Source organism: Saccharibacillus brassicae (assembly GCF_006542275.1).
GTDB lineage: Bacteria > Bacillota > Bacilli > Paenibacillales > Paenibacillaceae > Saccharibacillus > Saccharibacillus brassicae.
This window is the reverse complement of sequence record NZ_CP041217.1, coordinates 142,413-163,585: the sequence shown is the minus strand read 5'-3', so window position 1 is coordinate 163,585 and position 21,173 is coordinate 142,413. Positions and strand designations below refer to the sequence as shown.

General features: G+C 57.5%; 15 protein-coding genes. 13 read left to right on the top strand and 2 right to left on the bottom strand.

Translation table 11 applies throughout. From position 1 onward, the window contains the following. Positions 1 to 179 precede the first annotated feature (179 nt). The 10 genes from dinG to FFV09_RS00540 all read left to right on the top strand — a co-directional run bounded on the left by dinG (position 180) and on the right by FFV09_RS00540 (position 12,713). On the top strand, positions 180 to 3,044 hold the full coding sequence (gene dinG, locus FFV09_RS00585) for an ATP-dependent DNA helicase DinG (RefSeq protein ID WP_141445870.1): 2,865 nt from the start codon (positions 180 to 182) through the stop codon (positions 3,042 to 3,044). 24 nt (positions 3,045 to 3,068) lie between these two features. After that, positions 3,069 to 3,734: a redox-sensing transcriptional repressor Rex gene (locus FFV09_RS00580; RefSeq protein ID WP_141445869.1), complete on the top strand. Its 666-nt coding sequence runs from the start codon at positions 3,069 to 3,071 to the stop codon at positions 3,732 to 3,734. Next, on the top strand, positions 3,709 to 5,019 hold the full coding sequence (locus tag FFV09_RS00575; protein ID WP_141445868.1) for an amidohydrolase: 1,311 nt from the start codon (positions 3,709 to 3,711) through the stop codon (positions 5,017 to 5,019). Before FFV09_RS00580 ends, FFV09_RS00575 begins: the two co-directional genes overlap by 26 nt. 25 nt (positions 5,020 to 5,044) lie before the next feature. Next, a complete protein-coding gene (locus FFV09_RS00570; RefSeq protein ID WP_141445867.1) occupies positions 5,045 to 5,563 on the top strand; it encodes a DUF5590 domain-containing protein in 519 nt (172 codons plus the stop codon). 543 nt (positions 5,564 to 6,106) lie between these two features. Then, a complete protein-coding gene (locus FFV09_RS00565; protein ID WP_141445866.1) occupies positions 6,107 to 6,652 on the top strand; it encodes a hypothetical protein in 546 nt (181 codons plus the stop codon). Beyond that, on the top strand, positions 6,645 to 8,147 hold the full coding sequence (locus FFV09_RS00560) for an AAA family ATPase (protein ID WP_141445865.1): 1,503 nt from the start codon (positions 6,645 to 6,647) through the stop codon (positions 8,145 to 8,147). Before FFV09_RS00565 ends, FFV09_RS00560 begins: the two co-directional genes overlap by 8 nt. Before the next feature lie 431 nt (positions 8,148 to 8,578). Further along, complete coding sequence (locus FFV09_RS00555) at positions 8,579 to 9,451, top strand: 3-hydroxyacyl-CoA dehydrogenase family protein (protein WP_141445864.1); 873 nt, start codon at positions 8,579 to 8,581, stop codon at positions 9,449 to 9,451. Continuing rightward, positions 9,448 to 10,656 carry an acetate/propionate family kinase gene (locus FFV09_RS00550; RefSeq protein WP_141445863.1) on the top strand — a complete coding sequence of 403 codons (1,209 nt, stop codon included), beginning with the start codon at positions 9,448 to 9,450 and terminating at the stop codon, positions 10,654 to 10,656. Before FFV09_RS00555 ends, FFV09_RS00550 begins: the two co-directional genes overlap by 4 nt. Before the next feature lie 23 nt (positions 10,657 to 10,679). Further along, positions 10,680 to 11,975 (top strand): asparagine--tRNA ligase, encoded by a 1,296-nt coding sequence (gene asnS / locus FFV09_RS00545; protein WP_141445862.1) that lies wholly within the window; start codon positions 10,680 to 10,682, stop codon positions 11,973 to 11,975. A 57-nt stretch (positions 11,976 to 12,032) separates the two neighbouring features. Then, entirely contained in the window at positions 12,033 to 12,713 is a 681-nt protein-coding gene (locus FFV09_RS00540; protein ID WP_170314885.1) for a DnaD domain-containing protein, read from the top strand. A 944-nt stretch (positions 12,714 to 13,657) separates the two neighbouring features. Here the strand turns inward: FFV09_RS00540 and FFV09_RS00535 are convergent. Then, a complete protein-coding gene (locus tag FFV09_RS00535) occupies positions 13,658 to 14,530 on the bottom strand; it encodes a carbohydrate ABC transporter permease (protein WP_141445861.1) in 873 nt (290 codons plus the stop codon). A gap of 28 nt (positions 14,531 to 14,558) precedes the next feature. Further along, positions 14,559 to 15,416, bottom strand: a complete 858-nt coding sequence (locus FFV09_RS00530; protein WP_415663132.1) for an ABC transporter permease — start codon at positions 15,414 to 15,416, stop codon at positions 14,559 to 14,561. Positions 15,417 to 15,656: 240 nt separating this feature from the next. Between FFV09_RS00530 and FFV09_RS00525 the strand changes: the two genes are divergently transcribed. The 3 genes from FFV09_RS00525 to FFV09_RS00515 all read left to right on the top strand — a co-directional run bounded on the left by FFV09_RS00525 (position 15,657) and on the right by FFV09_RS00515 (position 20,993). Further along, positions 15,657 to 17,486 carry a sensor histidine kinase gene (locus FFV09_RS00525; RefSeq protein ID WP_246098435.1) on the top strand — a complete coding sequence of 610 codons (1,830 nt, stop codon included), beginning with the start codon at positions 15,657 to 15,659 and terminating at the stop codon, positions 17,484 to 17,486. Between the two features lie 113 nt (positions 17,487 to 17,599). Beyond that, positions 17,600 to 19,207, top strand: coding sequence for a response regulator transcription factor (locus tag FFV09_RS00520; RefSeq protein ID WP_141445859.1), 1,608 nt, complete (start codon positions 17,600 to 17,602; stop codon positions 19,205 to 19,207). Between the two features lie 112 nt (positions 19,208 to 19,319). After that, positions 19,320 to 20,993 (top strand): type 2 periplasmic-binding domain-containing protein, encoded by a 1,674-nt coding sequence (locus FFV09_RS00515; RefSeq protein WP_141445858.1) that lies wholly within the window; start codon positions 19,320 to 19,322, stop codon positions 20,991 to 20,993. Positions 20,994 to 21,173: the final 180 nt, after the last annotated feature.

The following is a 21,173-nucleotide window of genomic DNA, read 5'->3' as shown; positions in this document are numbered from 1 at the left end:
CGTTTTTTACAAGCGGGGAACACACCCTATTCGAACAAGCAGCGAGATGCTTTCCGCCGCGGGACGCGGCGCGGAAGCCTCGCTTTTTTTGGGCCCGGATCGGTGGTGAAGAGTTTCCCAAACTGCACTTTGTCTGTTATGCTGATAGAGAAATACGACGGAAAGGATTTATCGACTCCATGAAATTTGCCGTGCTGGACTTTGAAACGACGGGCACTCAGGCATCGGATGCCATCATCCAGATCGGGCTGAGCGTCATCGACCACGATCTGCGGATCGTGGATACGTACCAATCGCTGGTTAACCCCGGCGTCCCGCTTCCGTCGTTCGTGTCCGAACTGACGGGAATAAGCGAAGAACAGCTCGGCGAAGCGCCGGTGCTGGACGAAGCGATCATCGGGATGATTCCGCTGCTGGGCGACGCCGTCCTGGTCGGACATAACGTGGCGTTCGACTTCGGCTTTTTGCAGCGCGCGCTCGACCAGACCGGATACCTGCCGTTTACCGGCCGGATTCTGGACACGATCGACCTGCTGCGCATTTTGTACCCTTCGATTACGAGCTACCAGCTTGGCGCGGTGTCTTCGCAGTTCGGCGTGCCCCACGAACGTCCGCATCAGGCGGATAGCGATGCGTTGGCAACGGCGCACGTTTTTTTGCACTGTCTGGAAGAAGCGCGTTCGCTGCCTTTGGTTACGCTGCAGCGGATCGCCGAACTGCTGGCAGGCGATAGCGATTTGGGCTGGTTTTTCCAAACGCTGGTCGAGGAGAAGGAGATGGAACCGCTTCAGGAAAGCGGCGAATTCAAATTCTACCGCCAGTTCGCGCTCAAAACGGGGGAGTGGGCCGAAGTGCCGCCCGCCCGCGAGATCCGCGACGGCAATCCGCTCGAAGACGTGCCGTTCGGCGATTTTCTGGAACAGGTGCAAAACAATCTGCGCGCCGAGCTGCCGGGTTACGAAGAACGCGAATCGCAGAACATCATGTTCGAAAAAGTGCAGGAAGCGTTCGGAAGCGACAAGCATCTGCTGATCGAGGCGGGAACGGGGACGGGCAAATCGCTCGGCTACCTCATTCCGGCCATTTACGAGAGCGTAAAAAAAGACCGCAAAGTGATGATCAGCACGCACACGATCAACTTGCAGGAGCAGCTGCGCGAACGCGACGTTCCGCTGCTGAACCGCGTCGTGCCGTTCGAATTCCGCGCTTCGGTGTTCAAGGGACGCCAGCATTATCTGTGCATGCGCAAGCTTGAACAGAAGATCGACCGGCGTGAATTCACGCATCCCGCGGACGACGTCCTGACGGCGGCGCAGCTGCTCGTCTGGCTGACCCGCACGCAGAGCGGGGACGACGAAGAACTGAACCTCGGTATCGGCCGCGGCCAGGATTTCTGGGACACGATCGCGAGCGAGACGGATTCCTGTCTGGGCCGCGCCTGTCCCTGGTTCCGCAGCTGTTACTATTACCGGGCCAAGCATGAAGCGTCTATGGCCGACGTCGTCGTGACGAACCATTCCAAGCTGTTCTCCGACGTCAAGGCGGACGACCAGCTGCTGCCCGCCTACGAGCGTCTCGTTATCGACGAAGCGCATCACCTCGAAGACGTGGCCGGCAAGCATCTCGGGCTGCACCTGAAATATTTCTCGTTCGTGCATGCGATGACCCGCTTGTACAAGGACGGCAAGAACGGGCAGCTGCCCGCGCTGCGCCAACTGCTTGGCAAGATCGGGCACGAGAAGAAAAACGAATGGAACCGCGCGATCGACGAAGTCATTCCCGAGCTGATCGACGCCAAAGAGAGCTGGGACAAACTGACGGAGCTGCTGTACACGCTGCTGCCCGACCGGGTAGACGTGTCGGCGCCGGAAGCCGGCCAGCATACGCTGCGCCTGACGGCGGGCGAATACCCGAAAGGCTGGGATACGCTCTCGACGCTGGAAGACCAGATCTACGTCGGGCTCGGCGAAGCGATCCGCCGCGGGGAACGCATGGCGGCTTCCGTCAAGGAAGACAGCGGCGACTACACGGCCGAAGGTCTGGCGACCGATATTTCGGGTCTGTTCAAAGACCTGTCCGAAGCGCGCGAATCGCTGCGGTTCTTCATGCGGCTCGACGACGGAAGCACGGTCTACTGGCTCGAAGGCAGCTCGCAGTTCAAAAGCAAGTCGCTGCAAATGTACGCGGTGCCGATCGACGTCAGCGCCCAGCTGCAGCAGCACTTTTTCGATAAAAAGAAAAGCGTCGTTCTCACTTCGGCCACGCTTGCCGTGGACAAAAAGTTCGACTATATGATCGACCAGCTGGGTCTGCGGGAAGCGGCCGTGCAAAAAAGGCTGTTGACGGAAGTGCTGCCGTCGCCGTTCAATTACCGGGAGCAGGCGCTGCTGATCGTCCCGCGCGATTTCCCCAGCGTCAAAGGGCAGATGGCCGACGCTTCGTTCCTCGCCGCGCTGACCGATTCGCTGGCGCGTACGGCGGAAGCGACGCAGGGACGCATGCTCGTGCTGTTCACGTCGTACCGGATGCTGCGCCAGGTGTACGATCCGCTCAAGGAACTGCTCGGCGCTTCCGGCATTTCGCTGATCGGGCAGGGCGTCGACAGCGGCAGCCGAAGCCGCCTCACCCGGCGGTTTCAGGAGAACGCGAAAACGGTGCTGCTCGGCACGAGCAGTTTCTGGGAAGGCGTCGATATTCCCGGCGACGCGCTGACGTGCCTCGCTATCGTGCGGCTGCCGTTCCAGCCTCCGAGCCATCCGCTGCTGGAAGCCAAAAGCGAACTGCTCAAGCGCCAGAACCTTAACCCGTTCATGAAGCTGTCCGTGCCGCAGGCCGTTATCCGCTTCAAACAGGGATTCGGCCGCCTGGTGCGTACGCGCCGCGACCGCGGCATCGTGATCGTCTACGATACGCGCGTGATCGAATCGTATTACGGCAAATACTTTTTATACTCGCTTCCGGGTCCCAAAATGGAGCATATGGCGCTCGACCAAATCGTGCCGAGAGTCGCCGAATGGCTGGAACCGGAAGAGAAGTCGGATTAACTTTTCCCCTGGGAGGGACATGGAATGAAAGCGGAAAAAATTTCGGAAGCCGTCGTTCGCAGACTTCCCGTTTACCTGCGTCACCTGACCGAACTGCACAAACGCGAAGTGATGACGGTGTCGTCGCAGGAACTCGGGCAGAAACTGGATCTTAATCCGGCCCAAATCCGGAAAGACCTTGCGTATTTCGGCGATTTCGGCCGAAAAGGCATCGGTTACGACGTCTCGTACCTGATCGAGAAAATTCGCCATATCCTCAAGCTGGACCGTCCGATCAACGTGGCCCTGATCGGCGCCGGCAATCTGGGACATGCGCTGTCCAACTATAATATGTACCTCAAGGAAAGCATGAAGATCGTCGCCGTATTCGACTCGTACGCGCCGAAGGTCGGCACGCAGATCAACAAGCTGACCGTGCAGCCGATCGAAGAACTGAAGCCGACCGTACGGGAGAAAAACATTCGCGTCGGCATCATCACGGTGCCCGATTCCGAAGCGCAGCGCGTCGCCGACCAGCTGGTCGAAGCCGGCGTCGAAGCCATTTTGAATTTTGCGCCGACCGTGCTTAAAGTGCCGGCCGACGTACGGATCCATGCGGCCGATTTCACGACCGACCTGCTCAGCCTGGCTTACTACCTCGATAACGGAAAGGAAACCGAAACCCATGACAACGACAAACCATCCGACTAAATGGATCGTTAGAAACGGCGTCTTCGCCACCGGCGAGCGTGAAGGGGTCGTTCGCGGCTGCATGATCGTCGACGGAGACACCATCGCCTATATCGGAACCGAAGAACCGGAAGACGCGCGCGACCTGCCGTCGATCGACGGCAAAGGGCTGCTGTTTATGCCGGGTCTCGTCAACAGCCACGGCCATACGGCCATGTCGCTGCTGCGCGGATACGGCGACGATATGGTGCTGCAGGAATGGCTGCAGACCAAAATGTGGCCGATGGAAGCCAAGTTCACGTCGGACGACGTGTACTGGGGTAGTTCGCTGTCGATCGTCGAGATGCTCAAAAGCGGCACGACGACGTTCCTCGACATGTACGACCATATGGACCGCGTGGCCGAAGCGGTCGTCCAATCCGGCATGCGGGCGTCGCTGACGCGCGGCGTAATCGGGCTGTGCTCGCAGCAGGAACAAGACGACAAGCTGAACGACGCGATTTCGTTCGCCAAAAACTGGCATGGCCAGGCGGATGGACGCATCACGGTCATGATGTCGCCGCACGCGCCTTATACGTGCCCGCCCGCTTTTATCGAGCGTTTCGTGCAGGCGGCGCACGATCTGGATCTGCCGCTGCATACGCATATGTCGGAAACGGCGGCGGAAGTGGAGCAGAACGTACGCGAATACGGGCTGCGTCCGGTCGCGCATCTGGAGAAGCTCGGCTTCTTCTCCCGCCCGTCGATGGTGGCGCATGCCGTCCATTTGACGGACGAAGAGATCGCGATGCTTGCGGCCAACCGGGTAGCCGTCTCGCACAATCCGGGCAGCAACCTGAAGCTTGCGAGCGGCGTGGCGAAAGTGCCGCAGCTGCTCAAAGCGGGCGTCGTCGTGTCGCTCGGCACAGACGGCGCGGCCAGCAACAACAATCTCGACATGTTCGAAGAGATGCGTCTGGCCGCGCTGATCCACAAAGGCGTGTCGGGCGATCCGACCGCCGTGCCGGCAGCCGAAGCGCTGCGCATGGCGACGCTGCATGGCGCGCAGTCGCTGTACCTCGACAATCTGGGCACGCTCGAAGCCGGCATGAAAGCGGACTTCGTCGCGCTCGATATCGAGCAGGCCCATTTCCTGCCGCGCACCGATTACGTGTCGCATCTCGTGTATTCGGCGGCCGGTCAGGACGTGCGGCATGTATGGGTAGACGGCATCCAGATCGTCAAGAACCGCGAGTGCCTGACGCTGGACGAAGAGAAAATCCGGTTCGAGGCCCAGTCGGCTTTCGAAGGGCTGTTGGCCCGCTAAGCCGGACATCGGGAGGATACACAACGTGAGCAAGCGCACCAAAGTCATTTTGCTGACCCTGCTCGTCGTGCTGATTTTGCTGGCGGGAGCTTATTTGTACTATATGCTCTCGATGCAGGGCAGAACGGACGAACGCAACGCGGCGATCGCTTCGGCGCGCACGCAGGGACAGCTGACGGAAATCGAACGGGCCGACAAATGGGTCTGGGGCGAAAATTCGATCTTCTGGGTCGTTCAAGGAACGACGGCGTCCGGCGAGGAACAGTACGTCTGGCTCAAATATACGCCGGAAGGCACGCCGGCAGCGGGCGAGAACGCGTTTCGCTCGATGCCGGTCGCCGGAACGATTACCCGGGAAGACATGTGGGACCGGGCGGAAGCTCAGCTTCCGGACGCCAAACTGATCCGGATGCTTCCGGGCGTGTACGGCAACCAGTACGTCTGGCAGGTGTTCTACGAACAGCAAGATACGCATTACTACCGCTTCTACAGTCTCAAAGACGGCAGCGCCGTCGGAGAAGCGTTCGATCTGCCGGATTGGTAAGCCGAAGTGTTCGGCAATCTTCCGGCGCGTAGCGTATAGAAAAACCCGATTCTCCGAAATGGAGAGTCGGGTTTTTTCGGCGTTCCTCGGATACGTCGGAAAAGGTCGGATAAGTCGGGTAAGTCAGGTACGCCGCATCCGTCGCCTGTTTCGCGCAGACTGAGCCGAAGCCGGCTCGATAACCAAAAGCCTCTCCCCGGACGGGGAGAGGCTTTTGGTATGTACTATGATTATGATCGCTGCGCGTTTTTGCACGCTTCTAGGAAGAAGCAGGCGGAAAATCGACGTTTGGATCGCCAAAACCGTGCCAAGCAAGCACCCGTGAAGAGCCGCGCGAATTAGAAAATGGGAAAACGGTGTGATATACTTATTTTTAACGACGAGGTAAATTTGGATTATAGAAGGAAACGATCGTTGATGGTTCGACGGTTTTGCGTGCGCCAAAAAGCATTTTGCGAAAATGCTCAAAACGGCGTCGTATCGATGATGGATGTCATACTCGTGTCCGAATTTCAAACACAGCATGAAGAGGAGAAATGCCCATTGAAAATCCGTATCCTGCCTATCGCCCTTACAGCGGCTTTGTCGCTGATCGTCCTGCTCGGCGGCTGGTTTCTGTACCGCCAGGCCGCAATCGAACGTCCTATCGCAAAAATGCTGCAGAATTACCCAGGCGTTACCAGCGCCCAAGTGGACATTACCCAAAACGGTGCCGTGTTGAAACTCGATCTGGAATCGAATGTCGATCTTCGCGGCATGGTCGCCCAACTTCGCAAAGAAGAAGGCGAACTGCTCAAAAACCGTTCGGTCGTTTTCGACATCGCCGACCATTCCACGCCGGATATCGAAGCGCTGTGGAGAGAAGCTTCCTTCTCGGTCGCCGAAGCGATGGCCAACAAACGGTACACGCTCATTACCGACACGCTGTCCGAAATTCAAACCGAAAATAACGGCTATACGATCTCAAGCGATATGGACGAACATTATATTTACGTGGCTTTAAGCTCCGCTTCGGATGAACAGGCCAACAAGTACATCATTTTGCCGCTGCATGCGGCGCCTGGAATTGGGGGACAAACGAATGCCTAGAGGAGTAACGGAAATACTGATCGGTTTCGCGGCGGCGCTCGTTCTTTTCCTCGGTTTTATCGGAGTCAACATGATGCCGTTCGCCGTTCTGGCACTGGTCGGCGTCGGCATTTTCGCCGTCCTGCAAATGAAGGGCGGACTTGCGGTCGGCGCGGCCCAGGATCGCAAACGCAAAAAGCAAAAACCGGAAAAGTTCACCTTCGAGCAGATCGGCGGGCAGGACAACTCCAAGCAGGAGCTGCGCGAAGCGCTCGATTTTCTTATTAAGCACGAAGAGATCAAGAAGCTCGGTATTCGCCCGCTCAAAGGCATCCTGCTGACGGGCCCTCCGGGAACCGGCAAGACGCTCATGGCCAAAGCGGCCGCCCATTATACCGATTCCGTGTTCGTCGCCGCTTCGGGCAGCGACTTCGTCGAAATGTATGTCGGCGTCGGCGCGGGCCGGGTCCGCGATCTGTTCAAGGACGCGCGAACCCGCGCAGCCCAGGAGAAAAAGCAGAGCGCGATCATTTTTATCGACGAAATCGACGTAATCGGCGGCAAGCGCGAAGGCGGCCAACAGCGCGAGTACGACCAGACGCTGAACCAGCTGCTGACCGAGATGGACGGCATCTACAACAACGAAGAGCCGCGCATTCTCGTTATCGCCGCGACCAACCGCAAAGAAATGCTCGACAGCGCGCTGCTGCGCCCGGGACGGTTCGACCGCCATATCCAGGTGGACCTGCCGGACAAAAAAGGCCGCAAGCATATTCTCGAACTGCATGCGACAAGCCGTCCGGTATCGCCGGAAGCGGATCTCGACCGGATCGCCGAAGAAGCGTACGGATTCTCGGGCGCCCAGCTCGAAAGCGTCATGAACGAAGCCGCGATCTACGCGATGCGCGAAAAAGCGGCCGTGATCGGGCAGCAGCATCTGTCCCGCGCGATCGACAAAGTCATGCTCGGCGAGAAGACGGACCGCGAGACGAGCGCCGAAGAAAAGCGCCGCGTCGCGATTCACGAACTCGGACATGCGATCATGGCCGAAGTGCTGCGTCCGGGCAGCGTAAGCCAGGTGGCGCTCAGCCCGCGCGGACAAGCGCTCGGCTACGTTCGCCATAATCCGCAAAAAGAACAGTATCTGTACACGAAGCAGTTCCTCGAAGAGCAGATCATGATCGCTCTCGCCGGTTCCGCGGCGGAAGAACTGTATTACGGAGGCCGCAGCACCGGGTCCCGCGGCGATTTCGAGCAGGCGCTCGACCTCGTCGAGAACATGATCGTCTCGGGCCTGACCGATCTTGGCATCGTCAGTCTCAAGATGCTGACGCAGGAAGAATTAATGAAGCATAACGACAAAATCTTGCGCGCTTTGACAGACTCGACCCGCGGCGAACTCGACCGCTACCGTCAAGTGTTCGAAGGTTCGCTCGATATCCTTATGCGCGAAGAAGTGCTGTCCGGCGATCAGTTCCGGGCGCAGTTCCGCGAATTGGTACAGCTGCCGGCGTAAGCCTCAAGCCGAAGTCCCAAGCCGAAGCTCCAAGATCCGTTTCCCTGCTTGACGAGAAGCTTCCGAAAACTTTTGCCTGCCGGCGAAGGTTTCGGAAGCTTTTTTGCGCGGCTGCCGTTCCTTGTGAACGTTCCCCGCTTGGAAGCGGACGGAGAGGAGGGAGAGGTCGAAGCCCCGGCGCGGACCTGTTTGCGGAATGGATCGCTACGCTCACAAAATATCCGCAAGTGACGGAACACTTCTTTGTCGAAAGGAGGTATGATAAGACTGTATGTCCTTCTCCGGCAGACTCGAATATTTTTGGTTTGCAATTTCTTTTTTACATTTCGGGTATGCTAAGATATGATTAGATGTTGGGAATGCAAGACGCTCATGTCGGCTGTAGGAGTGGACAATCTTGCAAGAGAGACCAGAAAGGATGAATACTAGAGATGAATTTTAAAAAAATAGGCGTCGTAGGCGGCGGGGTTATGGGACAAGGCATCGCGGAGATGCTCGCTTCCCGCGGCCTCGACGTGCTGCTGGTCGAGAAAAACAACGAAAAGCTTGAGCATGCGTACAGCATGATCGAAAGCAGTCTGGACAAGAAGCTGGAGAAATGGGGCATTACCCCCGCAGAGAAAAAGCTGACTTTGTCCAGAATCGCGAAAGTGACGCATTTTGCGGAACTCGGTTCGTGCGATCTCGTCATCGAGACGATCTCCGAAGACCTGGAAGCGAAAAAAGCGGTATTCGCCCAGTTGGACCAAGTGTGCGCGAGCCATATTACGCTTGCGAGCAACACGTCCGCGCTGAGCCTCACCGAAATCGGCAGCTCCACGATGCACCCGGAGCGCGTGATCGGCATGCACTTCATCTATCCGGTCGCTTCGATCAACCTCGTGGAACTGATCCGCGGGCTGAAGACGTCCGACGATGTCGTCGACGCAGCGAAATATTTTGTGGAAGAAACGCTCGACAAAAAAGGCATCATGGTCTACGAGTCTCCGGGCTTTGTCAGCACCCGCCTGATCTGCACGCTCATCAACGAAGCGCTGCATGTGCTTGAAGAAGGCGTGGCTTCGGCCCAGGATATCGACGATGCGATGCGTATCGGCTACCAGTTCAACCGCGGCCCGCTCGAAATGTGCGACCGGTTCGGTCTGGATTCGGTACTCGCGGCGCTCGAAGGCATGTTCCGCGAATACGGGGACATCAAGTACCGTCCGGCATTCATTCTCAAAAAGATGGTGCGCGCGGGACAGCTCGGCACGAAGACCGGCGAAGGATTTTTCAAGTACGACAAGGACGGTGACAAACTGTGAAAGTTCTCGTAATCAACTCGGGGAGTTCCTCGCTTAAATATCAGTTGTACGACATGACCGACGAATCCGTTTTGGCCAAAGGTCTGGTCGAGCGGATCGGGATGGACTCGTCCATTCTGACCCACAAGCCGGCCGATAAGGAAGAAGTCGTGGAAGTGAGCGAGATTCTCGAACACAACACGGCGATCCGCAAAGTCATCGACAAGCTGACCGACAAAACGCACGGCGTGCTCGCAAGCGTCGACGAGATCAATGCGGTCGGCCACCGCGTCGTGCACGGCGGCGAATTCTTCAACGAATCCGCACTCGTGGACAAGGAAGCGAAGAAAAATATTCGCGCCCTGATCGATCTGGCTCCGCTGCACAATCCGGCGGCCGTTATGGGCATCGAAGCTTCCGAAGTCAACATGCCCGGCGTGCCGCAGGTCGTCGTGTTCGACACCGCGTTCCACCAGACGATGCCGGAAAGATCGTATCTGTACGCTATTCCGCGCGTCCTGTACAGCAAGTACAAAGTGCGCCGCTACGGATTCCACGGCACGTCGCATTATTACGTCAGCCTCGCGGCAGCCGAGTTCCTGGGCAAGCCGATCGAAGACATCAAGATCATCACGGCGCATATCGGCAACGGCGGCAGCCTGACAGCGATTCAGGGCGGCGTATCCGTCGATACTTCGATGGGCATGACTCCGCTCGAAGGCCTGATGATGGGTACGCGTTCGGGCGACCTCGATCCGGCGATCGTGCCTTACGTCATGAACAAGGAAGAACTGACCGTAGGTGAAATGAATTCGATGCTCAACAAGCACAGCGGCCTGCTGGCGATTTCCGGAATCAGCAGCGATATGCGCGACATTACGGACGGCTGGGAAAAAGGCGAACCGAACGCGAAGCTTGCTTTTGAAATGTACGAATATCGCCTGCGCAAGTACATCGGTTCGTACGCGGCCGCGATGAACGGCGTGGACGTGCTGGTGTTCACGGCCGGCGTCGGCGAAAATTCCGCGATCGTGCGCAAAGCGGTCTGCGACAACCTGTCGTACCTCGGCATCGAGATCGACGAAGAACTGAACAAGATCCGTTCCGGCGACGCGCGCCGCATCTCCACACCGAATTCCAAAGTGGAAGTGCTCGTCGTGCCGACGAACGAAGAACTTGTGATCGCCCGCGATACGTACCGCATCGTGGAAGAAAGCCAAGCTTAACCTACAGGAGAGGAATGACTCGCATGTCCACCAAAACAGACATTCGCGGCGTCAGCAGCCATGTCGGCGAGACCGTCAAAATCGGCTGCTGGGTCAACAACAAACGCTCAAGCGGCAAAATCCAGTTTCTTCAGCTTCGAGACGGCACCGGGTATATCCAGGGCGTCGTCGTCAAAAGCGAAGTTTCGGAAGAAATCTGGAACGATGCCAAAAGCCTGACGCAGGAAAGCTCGCTCTACGTGACGGGCATCGTCCGCGAAGAACCGCGCAGCAAATCCGGCTACGAGATGACCGTAACGGGCATCGAAGTGCTGCATTTGACCGAAGATTATCCGATCACGCCCAAAGAGCACGGGGTCGACTTCCTGATGGATCACCGCCATCTGTGGCTGCGTTCGACGAAGCAGCGCGCGGTCATGGTCGTGCGCGCGCAGATCGTTCGCGCAATCCGGGAATTTTTCGATACGAGAGGCTTCACGCTGATGGACCCTCCGATCCTGACGCCGTCTTCGGCCGAAGGCACGACCGAGCTGTTCCATATCAAATATTTCGACGAAGACGCGTACCTGACCCAGAGCGGACAGCTGTATATGGAAGCGGCCGCTATGGCGCTCGGCAAAGTCTACTCGTTCGGCCCGACGTTCCGCGCCGAAAAATCCAAAACGCGCCGCCACCTGATCGAGTTCTGGATGATCGAGCCGGAGATGGCGTTCGTGGAACTGGAAGAAAGCCTGGAAGTTCAGGAACAGTTCGTCAGCCACGTCGTGCAGTCCGTTCTGGACAACTGCAAAGCGGAACTGGAAACGCTGGAGCGCGACGTGAGCAAGCTGGAACAAGTCACGGGCTCGTTCCCGCGCATCACGTACGACGAGGCGATCGAATTCCTGAACAACAACGGCTTCGACGTGCCGTGGGGCGAAGATTTCGGAGCGCCGCACGAGACCGCGATCGCCAATCACTACGACAAGCCGGTCTTCATTACGCATTATCCGGCGGAGATCAAAGCGTTCTACATGAAGCCCGATCCGAACCGTCCTGAAGTCGTGCTGTGCGCCGACATGATCGCGCCGGAAGGCTACGGCGAGATCATCGGGGGTTCGCAGCGGATCGACGATCCGAAGCTGATGGAAGAGCGTTTTGCCCAGCATGAGCTGTCGTCCGACGCGTACCAATGGTATATGGACCTGCGCAAATACGGTTCCGTTCCGCACTCCGGCTTCGGCCTGGGTCTGGAGCGCACCGTGGCCTGGATCTGCGGACTCGATCACGTCCGGGAGACGATTCCGTTCCCGCGCATGCTGTACCGCCTCTATCCGTAAGGCGATTTACGCATGCTGCGAAGAGCCGATCAGGCAGGCGGAAGGAGGAACAAGCGGGTGAATGACGAAGCCTGGAAGACTTGGGCCATGGGAGTCTCCTATGCGATGGAATCGCCGCAGGTTCATCTTCCCCATGCCCTGCTGCGTTTTTACCGCAAGATGGACCTTACCCTGGAGGAGACGATGCTGCTGATCCAGCTCATCGCTTTCCGTCAGGCCGAATTGAACGATTTTCCGACGCTCGAAGAGCTGCGCGACCGGACCGGCCTCGAACCGGGCGAACTGGCCGCACGGCTCCAGCGGCTGATCAAAGACGGCTTCCTCGCGATCCACGAAGACGAGGATACGCCGTCCGGCATCCGCTACGAGCGCTACAACCTGGCCGGCCTGTACGAACGTCTCGCCGGCTGCCTGGCCGAGGAGCGGCGCAGCCAGCGCCGCGCCGAACGCCCGGCCGTTCCCGAAGAGGAAGCCGAGCTGGTCGACAACCTGTTCCGCATTTTCGAACAGGAATTTGCCCGCCCTCTGTCCCCGATGGAATGCGAGACGATCTCGATCTGGATCGACCAGGACCGCTATCCCGAAGAGTTGATCCTGCTGGCTTTGAAAGAAGCCGTGTTCGCAGGCAAACTTCATTTCCGGTATATCGACCGTATCCTGCTCGAGTGGAGCCGGAACCGTGTTCGTACGCCCGAAGACGTCCGTGCCTATTCCCAGAAATTTAGAGGGCAAAGGTGATTCCCGATTTTTGAGCGATAGCGAAAGAGAGGGAATCACCGGGCAGAAAAGGTGATTCCCGATTTTTGAGCGATAGCGAAAGAGAGGGAATCACCGGGCAGAAAAGGGGTTTCCCGATTTTCGAGCGCTAGCGAGAGAGAGGGGAATCACCGGGCAAAAAGGTGATTCCCGATTTTTGAGCGCTAGCGAGAGAGAGGGGAATCACCGGGCAGAAAAGGGGTTTCCCGATTTTCGAGCGCTAGCGAGAGAGAGGGAATCACCTGCACCTATGCACTTATCCCCACCCCGCCGAATTTCACCGTTTGAGCCTCGGCGAAAACGAAGAAACTCGGCGCGCCGCAACTAACGCGGCTTCACCGCTTTGCCCACCGGGCAGAGCGGTTTTTTTAATCCCAAAATCGCCCATAAAAAAACCGGCCTCCCTTTTCGGGAAGACCGGTTTTACACATTTTTTTCAGGCAATCGCACGCACGCTTGGCACAGCGCGAAGTCATCGCCGATTAACGACGTAAGTGCACTTATTTCAACCGAACAACCGTCGAAATCACACTTAACTGCGCCAATCCACTTATTTTTCGGAAAAAACGGGTTTTCGACGCCTATCAGGTGAATTAACTGCTCTCCCACAGTTATTCCCGCCCAAGCGCCTTGACAGGGCAAAATAACTGCTCTCCCGCAGTTATTCCCCCTCCCGCGCCCCAACAGCGCGAAATAGCTGCTCTCCCGCAGCTATTTCCACTCAAACGCGCTCACACGCACACGCTCCACGTTCACGCTCAAACGCTCAAGCACGCTCAAACGCTCACACTCCACGTTCACGCTCAAACGCTCAAGCACGCTCAAACGCTCACACACTCACTCACGCAATCACTCGCTCACGCAATCACGCACTCACGCACGCTCAAACGCTCCCGCCCCCAAGCCGCAGCCAGCTGCGCAAAACCCTACTCTTTCACCGCGCCAACGACGATCCCTGTCACGAAGTACCGCTGCAGGAACGGATACACGATCAGGATCGGCAGCGCGCTGATGAAGATTTGCGAAGCGCGGATGGTCCGCTGCGACAGATTGGCGACCGCTTCGGGATCGAGCTTCGACATGTCGGCCTGCACGATGATCGTCTGCATGAAGCTGGCCAGAGGAAGCTTTTCGGAATCGCGGATATAGATGATGCCGTCGAAATACGCGTTCCAGTGTCCCACCATCATGAACAGCGACACGGTCGCGATAACCGGCAGCGAGAGCGGGAGATAGATGCTGAAGAACGTCCGCAGATGACCGGCGCCGTCGATAAACGCGGCTTCTTCGAGGTCTTTCGGAACGCCGCGGAAAAAGTTCAGCAGCAGGATGATGTTGAACACGGCGACGAGACCCGGCAGGATCAGCGCCCAGAGCGAGTTCATCAAGCCGAGCTTGAGGATCAGGATGTAGCCGGGAATCAGACCGCCGCTGAACAGCATCGTGACGACGAAATACCACAGATACACGTTACGGGCGGCAAACACGCGGGTTTCTTTGGACAGGGCGTAGGCGGCCGTCGTGTTGACGACGAGCGCAAGCGCCGTGCCGAGGATCGTCCGCTGCACCGATACCCAGAGCGAAGACAGGAAGTTGGCGTTGTCGAACGTTTTGGCGTAAGCCTCGAACGTGAACCCGATCGGCCAGAACGTGACCAGTCCGGCGTTGGCCGGAGCGGTCGAGCTGAGCGACACCATAAGCAGGTGCAGCAGCGGCAGCAGGCAGGCGATAGAGATGACGGTCAGAAATATATTGTTGCAAATGCTGAAGATTCGATAAGGCAGCGTTTTGTGGTACATGGGCAAGATCTCCTTTCGGCTCGGTGGACTAGAAGATGCGGTATCCGGCGAAGCGGTAAGCCAGACGGTACGAGACGGCGATCAGGATGAGGCTGATGACCGACTTGAACAGGTTGACGGCTGTCGCAAAGCTGAATTGTCCGCTGAGCAGGCCTTCCCGATACACGAAGGTGTCGATGATGTCGCCCTGCTGGTAGATCAGCGGGCTGTACAGGTTGAAGATCTGGTCGAAGTTGGCGTTCAGCACGTTGCCGAGCGCGAGTGTCGCAATTACGATAGCGATCGGTACGAGCGACGGGATCGTGATATGCAGCGTCTGTTTCCAGCGCGTCGCCCCGTCGACTTCCGCCGCTTCGTACAAGGCGGGATTGATGCCCGACAGCGCGGCGAGGAAGATGATCGTGTTGAAGCCGAACTCTTTCCACACGTCGCTGACGATGATCGTGAAGCGGAACCAGTTGCCGTCGCCCAGGAAGAAGATCGGCTTCGTGCCGAACAGATGGACGATGAACTGGTTAATCAGGCCTGTCTGCGCGAGCATGTCGATCAGGATGCCGGACAGCGTGACCCACGACAGAAAGTGCGGCAGATAGACGAGGGTCTGAATCGACCGCTTCAGCGCCATTTTTCGCACTTCGTTCAGCAGCAGCGCGAATACGAACGGCACGATCAGGTTCATGACGATCTTGGTGCAGGCAAAAAACAGCGTATTGCCGGTAATTTTGAGGAAATATTCGTTTTCCCACATGTACTGAAAATGTTTCAGGCCGACCCACGGCGACTCGGCAAATCCGAGCGCGGGTTTGTAATCCTGAAAAGCCATCACGATGCCGCTCATGGGAATATAAGAAAAAATAAAGACCATGACGGCGGCCGGAAGGACCATCAAATGCAGGATCCAGGGCTGCCGACGGCCTCTTTTTCTTTTGCCGCCGCGCGCCTCCGTTTTGTTCGTCCGCTCGCTTAGATTCGCTTCCATTGCGTTCCCCCGCTTCCAAATGTGTGTGGTGCGTCTCTACGTTCTCTGCTATATATAAATAGTACCAAGCAAGTGCGCGGCGAGATATATAACAATGTTAGGATCGTATAGGCTTTTATTAGGGAACACGATCCGGAGGAGCGCTTTATGCAGCCAATGTTCGAAGCCGTCGCGGCGCGGGGCAAGTCCCGGGGCCGTTTTAGTTTGTTTGCCAAAATGAACAGCCTGATCGCGATTTTGTTTTTGCCTATCATTCTTGCGTATACGTATTCGAACGACGTGACTTTCCACGTGGTCAGCCGCGAACTTCAGACGTCGAGCGCGCGGCAGTTGGCCTTCTTGTCCAGCCAGATCGATTCCCGCGTCAATCAGATGATGGATTTCAGTCTGACCTTTTCCAAAGATCCGAACGCCCGCGACTTCAACGGACTGAATCTGTGGGGCGGACGTTACGACCGGATGCAGACCCGCTACGCGATTCAGGAGAAAATGAGGCTGCAATCCGGCGTGACCGATATTTGGCCGGCGCGCTACGCGCTGCATTCGCAGCAAAATCACCAGGTTATCGCCAATTACGATCGCCGGGGCGAGTACAGCGAAGACTATCTCAAGCGCAATATGAGCGGCAAATGGATCTACGGCGACGAAGGCAGCGGCCAGCCGCCGTACTTCTATTGGTTCTACACCGATTCGCTCGGCGAGCAGGGACTGCTGACCGGCAGCAGCCTCGTCGTCGAAGCGAGCTTCAGTTCGGACAATATCCGCAACATGCTCGATACGTACAAAGCCGGCGGGCAGGGCGATCCTTTTTATTACCGCAAAGGCGATCTGCCGATCCTGAACCGCAGCGCGGACCGGACGCTGTCGTCGGAGTTGATCGCGTACCTGGACGTTCATCCGCTGGAGCGGACCGCGCAGCGCATCGTCGAACTGCGAGGGCAGGATTATCTCGTCAGCTCGGTCGGTTCCGCGTATCTGGACGGCCAGCTGATCGACGTGGTGCCGCTCGGCCAGGTGCTCGGCCCGATCTCGTCCAGCCGCAATCTGTTCTATTTGTCGATTGTGCTGCTGCTGCTGCTCGGCGTGTCCGCGTCCGTCCTGCTGTACCGCAACGTGCAGCGCCCGATCCGCAAACTGATGAACGGACTGCTGCGCGTGCAAAGCGGCGATTATACGGTGCGGCTGCATGCCCGGAACCGGAACGAATTCTCGTTCGTGTTCGAACGCTTCAACGATATGTCGCAGCGGATACAGGAATTGATCGAAAATGTGTTCAACGAGAAGATCCGGGCCCGGGAAGCGACGCTCAAACAGCTGCAGGCCCAGATCAATCCGCATTTTCTGTACAACTGCCTCGGCTATATTATCAATATGGCGCAGATGAAAGACGAAGAAGCGGTCGTGTCGATGGCGTTTAATCTAAGTGCCTACTACCGGTACACGACGCGCATGGAAAAAGAAATCGCCCCGCTGGAAGAGGAAGTGCGGCTGCTCGTCAACTATCTGGATATCCAGAAGCTGCGCAACGGCAGGATCGATTACGTGATCGATCTGCCGGAAGAGCTGCGCCGGCAGGACATTCCGCGATTGATGCTGCAGCCGATCGTCGAGAACGCGGTCATACACGGCGTAGCCAAATCGTACGCTTCGGGCGAGATCCGTATTACCGGACAGTCGGAAGACGGCTTCTGCGTGATCGTCATCGACGACGACGGGCCGGGCCTGAGCCAGGAAGAGTACGCAGCGCTTAACCGGAAAATGGACGAAGAACTGCAAGAAGAGATGGGCTGCGGGCTGTGGAATACGCATCAGCGGATCGCCCATCAATTCGGCAGCCGGTCGGGGCTGCGGTTCGGTCCGTCTCCGGCCGGCGGATTCCGTACCGAGATCCGGTGGGCCATTCCCGAGCGGCCGGAACTTCAGGCGGCCGGTCCGCTCATGCCGATCGTGCCGATTCCCGGCAATCGAAACGTTTGAAATAGATTCAAACCATCGCAAATATCGTCACAATCGCAAGCCTATCCACAATCGCAAGCCTATCCACAATCGCAAACCTATCCACCATCAAGAGCAAGAAGGAGCGAACCCTCATGCAATTACTGATCGTCGACGACGAAATCCACTGGGTCGACAATCTGTCGATGAACAAACCGTGGCACACGCTCGGGATCGAGCAGGTGCACAAAGCCTATTCCGCCCGCGAAGCGCTGGAACTGATCGATACGTATCCGATCGATATCGTCATCTCGGACATTCTCATGCCGGAGATGAACGGGATCGAATTGATCGAGAAGATCCGCAAGCGGGACCGCAAGATCAAATGTATCATGCTGTCCGGTCATTCGGACTTCGAATTCGCCAAGCAGGCGATGCGCAACAGCGCGGTCGATTATTTGCTCAAGCCGCCCGGCGACGCCGAACTGCTCGGAGCGGTCGGCACGGCGATCGAGCAGTTGAACGCCGAATGGGAAATGGTGAGCTCGCTGGAGCGGACGAATTATGCGCTGCGCGAAAATCTGCCGCTGCTGCGCGGCCGCCTGCTGCTCGATGCGCTTGACGGGCAGCGGATGCCGGCCGACGAATGGGAGCGCAAGCTGCACAATTACGGCCTGCCGTTCACGGTCGGGCCCAGCGCGCTGCTGCTCGTGCGAATGGAAGAAGAATTCGGCAAATACCGGCATAACGGCCAGCCGCTGATCGAATACGCGATCATCAATATGGCCGAGGAAGTGATGGGCGAGTTTCTGGAAGTGTGGGGGGTCAAAGAGGAACACGGCTATCTGGCGTTCCTGCTTCAGTTCAAGCCGGAAGCGCCGGCCGAACGCGACGGGCTGCTGGAGAAGCTGTCGATCCAGCTTCAGTCCAAAGTCAAACAGTTCCTCAAAGGCTCGCTGTCGATCGTCATGACCGACCTGTTCCGGTTTCCGGAAGAGCTGCCCGACGCGTTTCGCCGGGCTGCCGCCTACTTCCGCCAAATCGTCGGGGACGAGCGGGAATTCGTCATGCGGCTCAGCGAGCCGGCCGGCCCGTCGCAGCAGGGCGCGCTGCGCTCGCTGTACCTGCCGCCTTCGCTGGAGAACCTGCTGGAAGCGGGACGCTGGGACGAAGCCGAAGAAAAACTGCAGGCGATCTGCGGCGAGCTGGACGACAGCTGGTCGGAATCGTGGGAACACTGTATGGAAGCCGGATTTTTGATCGCGGCGGCGTATACCAATCTGGCGCACCGGGGCGGACGGACGCTCGAAAGCCTGCTCGGCAGCGAAATGGAGCCGCTGCAGCGGGGCGAAGCGTTCGCTTCGATCGCGCGGCTGCGCAAATGGTCGCTCGAAGCGCTGCGCGCCGTCAAAGAAGGCACGTCGAGCGAGGTCAAAGACAATCGTTCGCTCTACGTGCGCAAAGTGCAGGCTTTTGCCGACAAAAACCTGCATCTTGACGTCTCGCTGCGCGCGCTGGCCGATCACGTGAATCTGCATCCGACGCATTTGTCCAAAATTTACAAAATCGAAACGGGCGAAGGCATCAGCGATTACGTCTCCAATCTGCGCATGGAACGCGCTTCCCACAAGCTGAAGTCGACGGACAAAAAAGTGTACGAGATCGGGCTGGAGATCGGCTACATGGACCCGGCGTATTTTATCAAAGTGTTCAAACGCCATTTCGGCATGACGCCGCAGGACTATCGCGACTCCGGCAAATAACGTGACAAAATCCTATCCGGCCTAACAAACTCATATAGATGCCTTCCCCGGAAAGTTGGTAAAGTAACGAGTGTAAGCTAGAGGTGTACAAGTTAACGGGGGGGATTAAGCAATGAGAAAAATACGGAATGCTTGGAAAATCCTTGCGGTCGCCAGTCTGTTCACGGTCAGCGCGTGCAGCGGGGCTTCGGATAGCGGCTCCAAAACGGACGGCGCGGCAGTCGAATCGGAAACGGCGACAGCGGCGTTCACGGCCGGCAAATACGATCCGCCGATCGAGATCAGCAGCGTGCTCATGCCGAAGAAATACGTGCAAGGCGACACCAAAGAAAACAATGTCCACGACCGGTGGATGTTGGAGACACTGGGTATCAAACACAAAGACACGTGGTACCCGGCCAACGACGACCAGTACAGACAGAAGCTTCAGCTTGCCGTCGCTTCCGGCGAGAAACTGCCCGACTTCGTGCCGGTGCCGACCAATCCGGTACTGACGAACCAACTGATCGAATCGGGACAGTTCATGCCGATCGACGAACTGTTCGACAAATACGCCAACCAGATCCTCAAAGACCACTCGGCCGAACATCCCGAGCTGTGGTATCCGTTCACGAAAGACGGCAAAAAGTACAACATGCCGATTCTGGAGTATACGGACAACGACAACACCGAACTGTGGCTGCGTGAAGACTGGATGGAAAAGCTGAACCTGGAGGCGCCGAAAACGATCGCCGACCTGGAAGTCATCATGGACAAATTCAAAAACGAGAATCCCGACGGTCTGTCTCCGGACAAAGTGTTCCCGCTGGCGATCTCGCTCAAGAACAACACGAACACCTGGATGGGTTCGCTCGACTGGCTGTTCGGCGCTTACGGCACGATCGAAGAACAGTGGAACAAAGACGCGGACGGCAACCTGGAATACGGCTCTATCAACCCGGGTTCCAAAGAAGCGCTTGCGAAGCTGCAGGAATGGATGAACAAAGGCTATATCCACGCGGATTCCGCGCTGTGGGACGAGTCCAAAGCGGCCGAGAGCTGGACCAAAGGCACGGCGGGCATTCTGCCCGGCGCGAACTGGGTACCGGACTGGCCGGCTCCCGACCTGCTCAAAGCGGTACCGGGTTCCAAGTATAAAGCGTATCCGGTCCCTGCCGGACCGGACGGCAAGATCGGTACGAAATGGCAAAACTCCGGCGTCAACGCGAGTATCATGATCAACAAGGACGCGGCGCACCCGGAAGCCATTTTCCTGTACTACAACTACCTGCTCGACAACCTCGCGAACCCGAAAGCGGGCAGCGAATACGAATACGGCTTTGCCAAAGGTTATGACTGGGACGTTATCGACGGCAAACCGACCAGCGACAAAGAAAAGATTCCGAACTTCTCCAACGAATTCCCGTTCCTGACCGGCCCGGCGCGTATTCCGGATCTGTACATGAAGACGCTCGTCAAGCTGGCGGACGGCGAAGAGGCGGTCACGCCTTACGAGAAGCAGATGGCCGAATTCCGCAAACCGGAAAACTGGCAGGCGGCCAAAGTCGTCATGTCCCAACAAGACGTCCGCAAACAGAACTACTTCACCGGAGCGGCTACGCCGACCATGATCTCGAAGTGGAATCTGCTGCGCCAGTCCGAAATGGAGACGTTCAACAAAATCATCTACGGCAAACTGCCGGTAGACGCGTTTGACGAATTCGTTGCCAGCTGGAAATCCAACGGCGGCGAGCAGATCACGCAGGAAGTCAACGACTGGTACAAATCGGTCTCGTCGGCGCAGTAACCTGCACGCCGAACCTGCCGACTGTACCACGCACCACATGCAAGGCCGAAGATCGCAGCCGCGATTTTCGGCCTTTTTTTGCCGCCTGAAGATCTGCCGGAACGCCCGGGCATGTACAATAAAGGCGACGAGAAGCGCGCCGGAACGACCGAAAAGCGGCGGCGTCCCCGATAGTTGCAC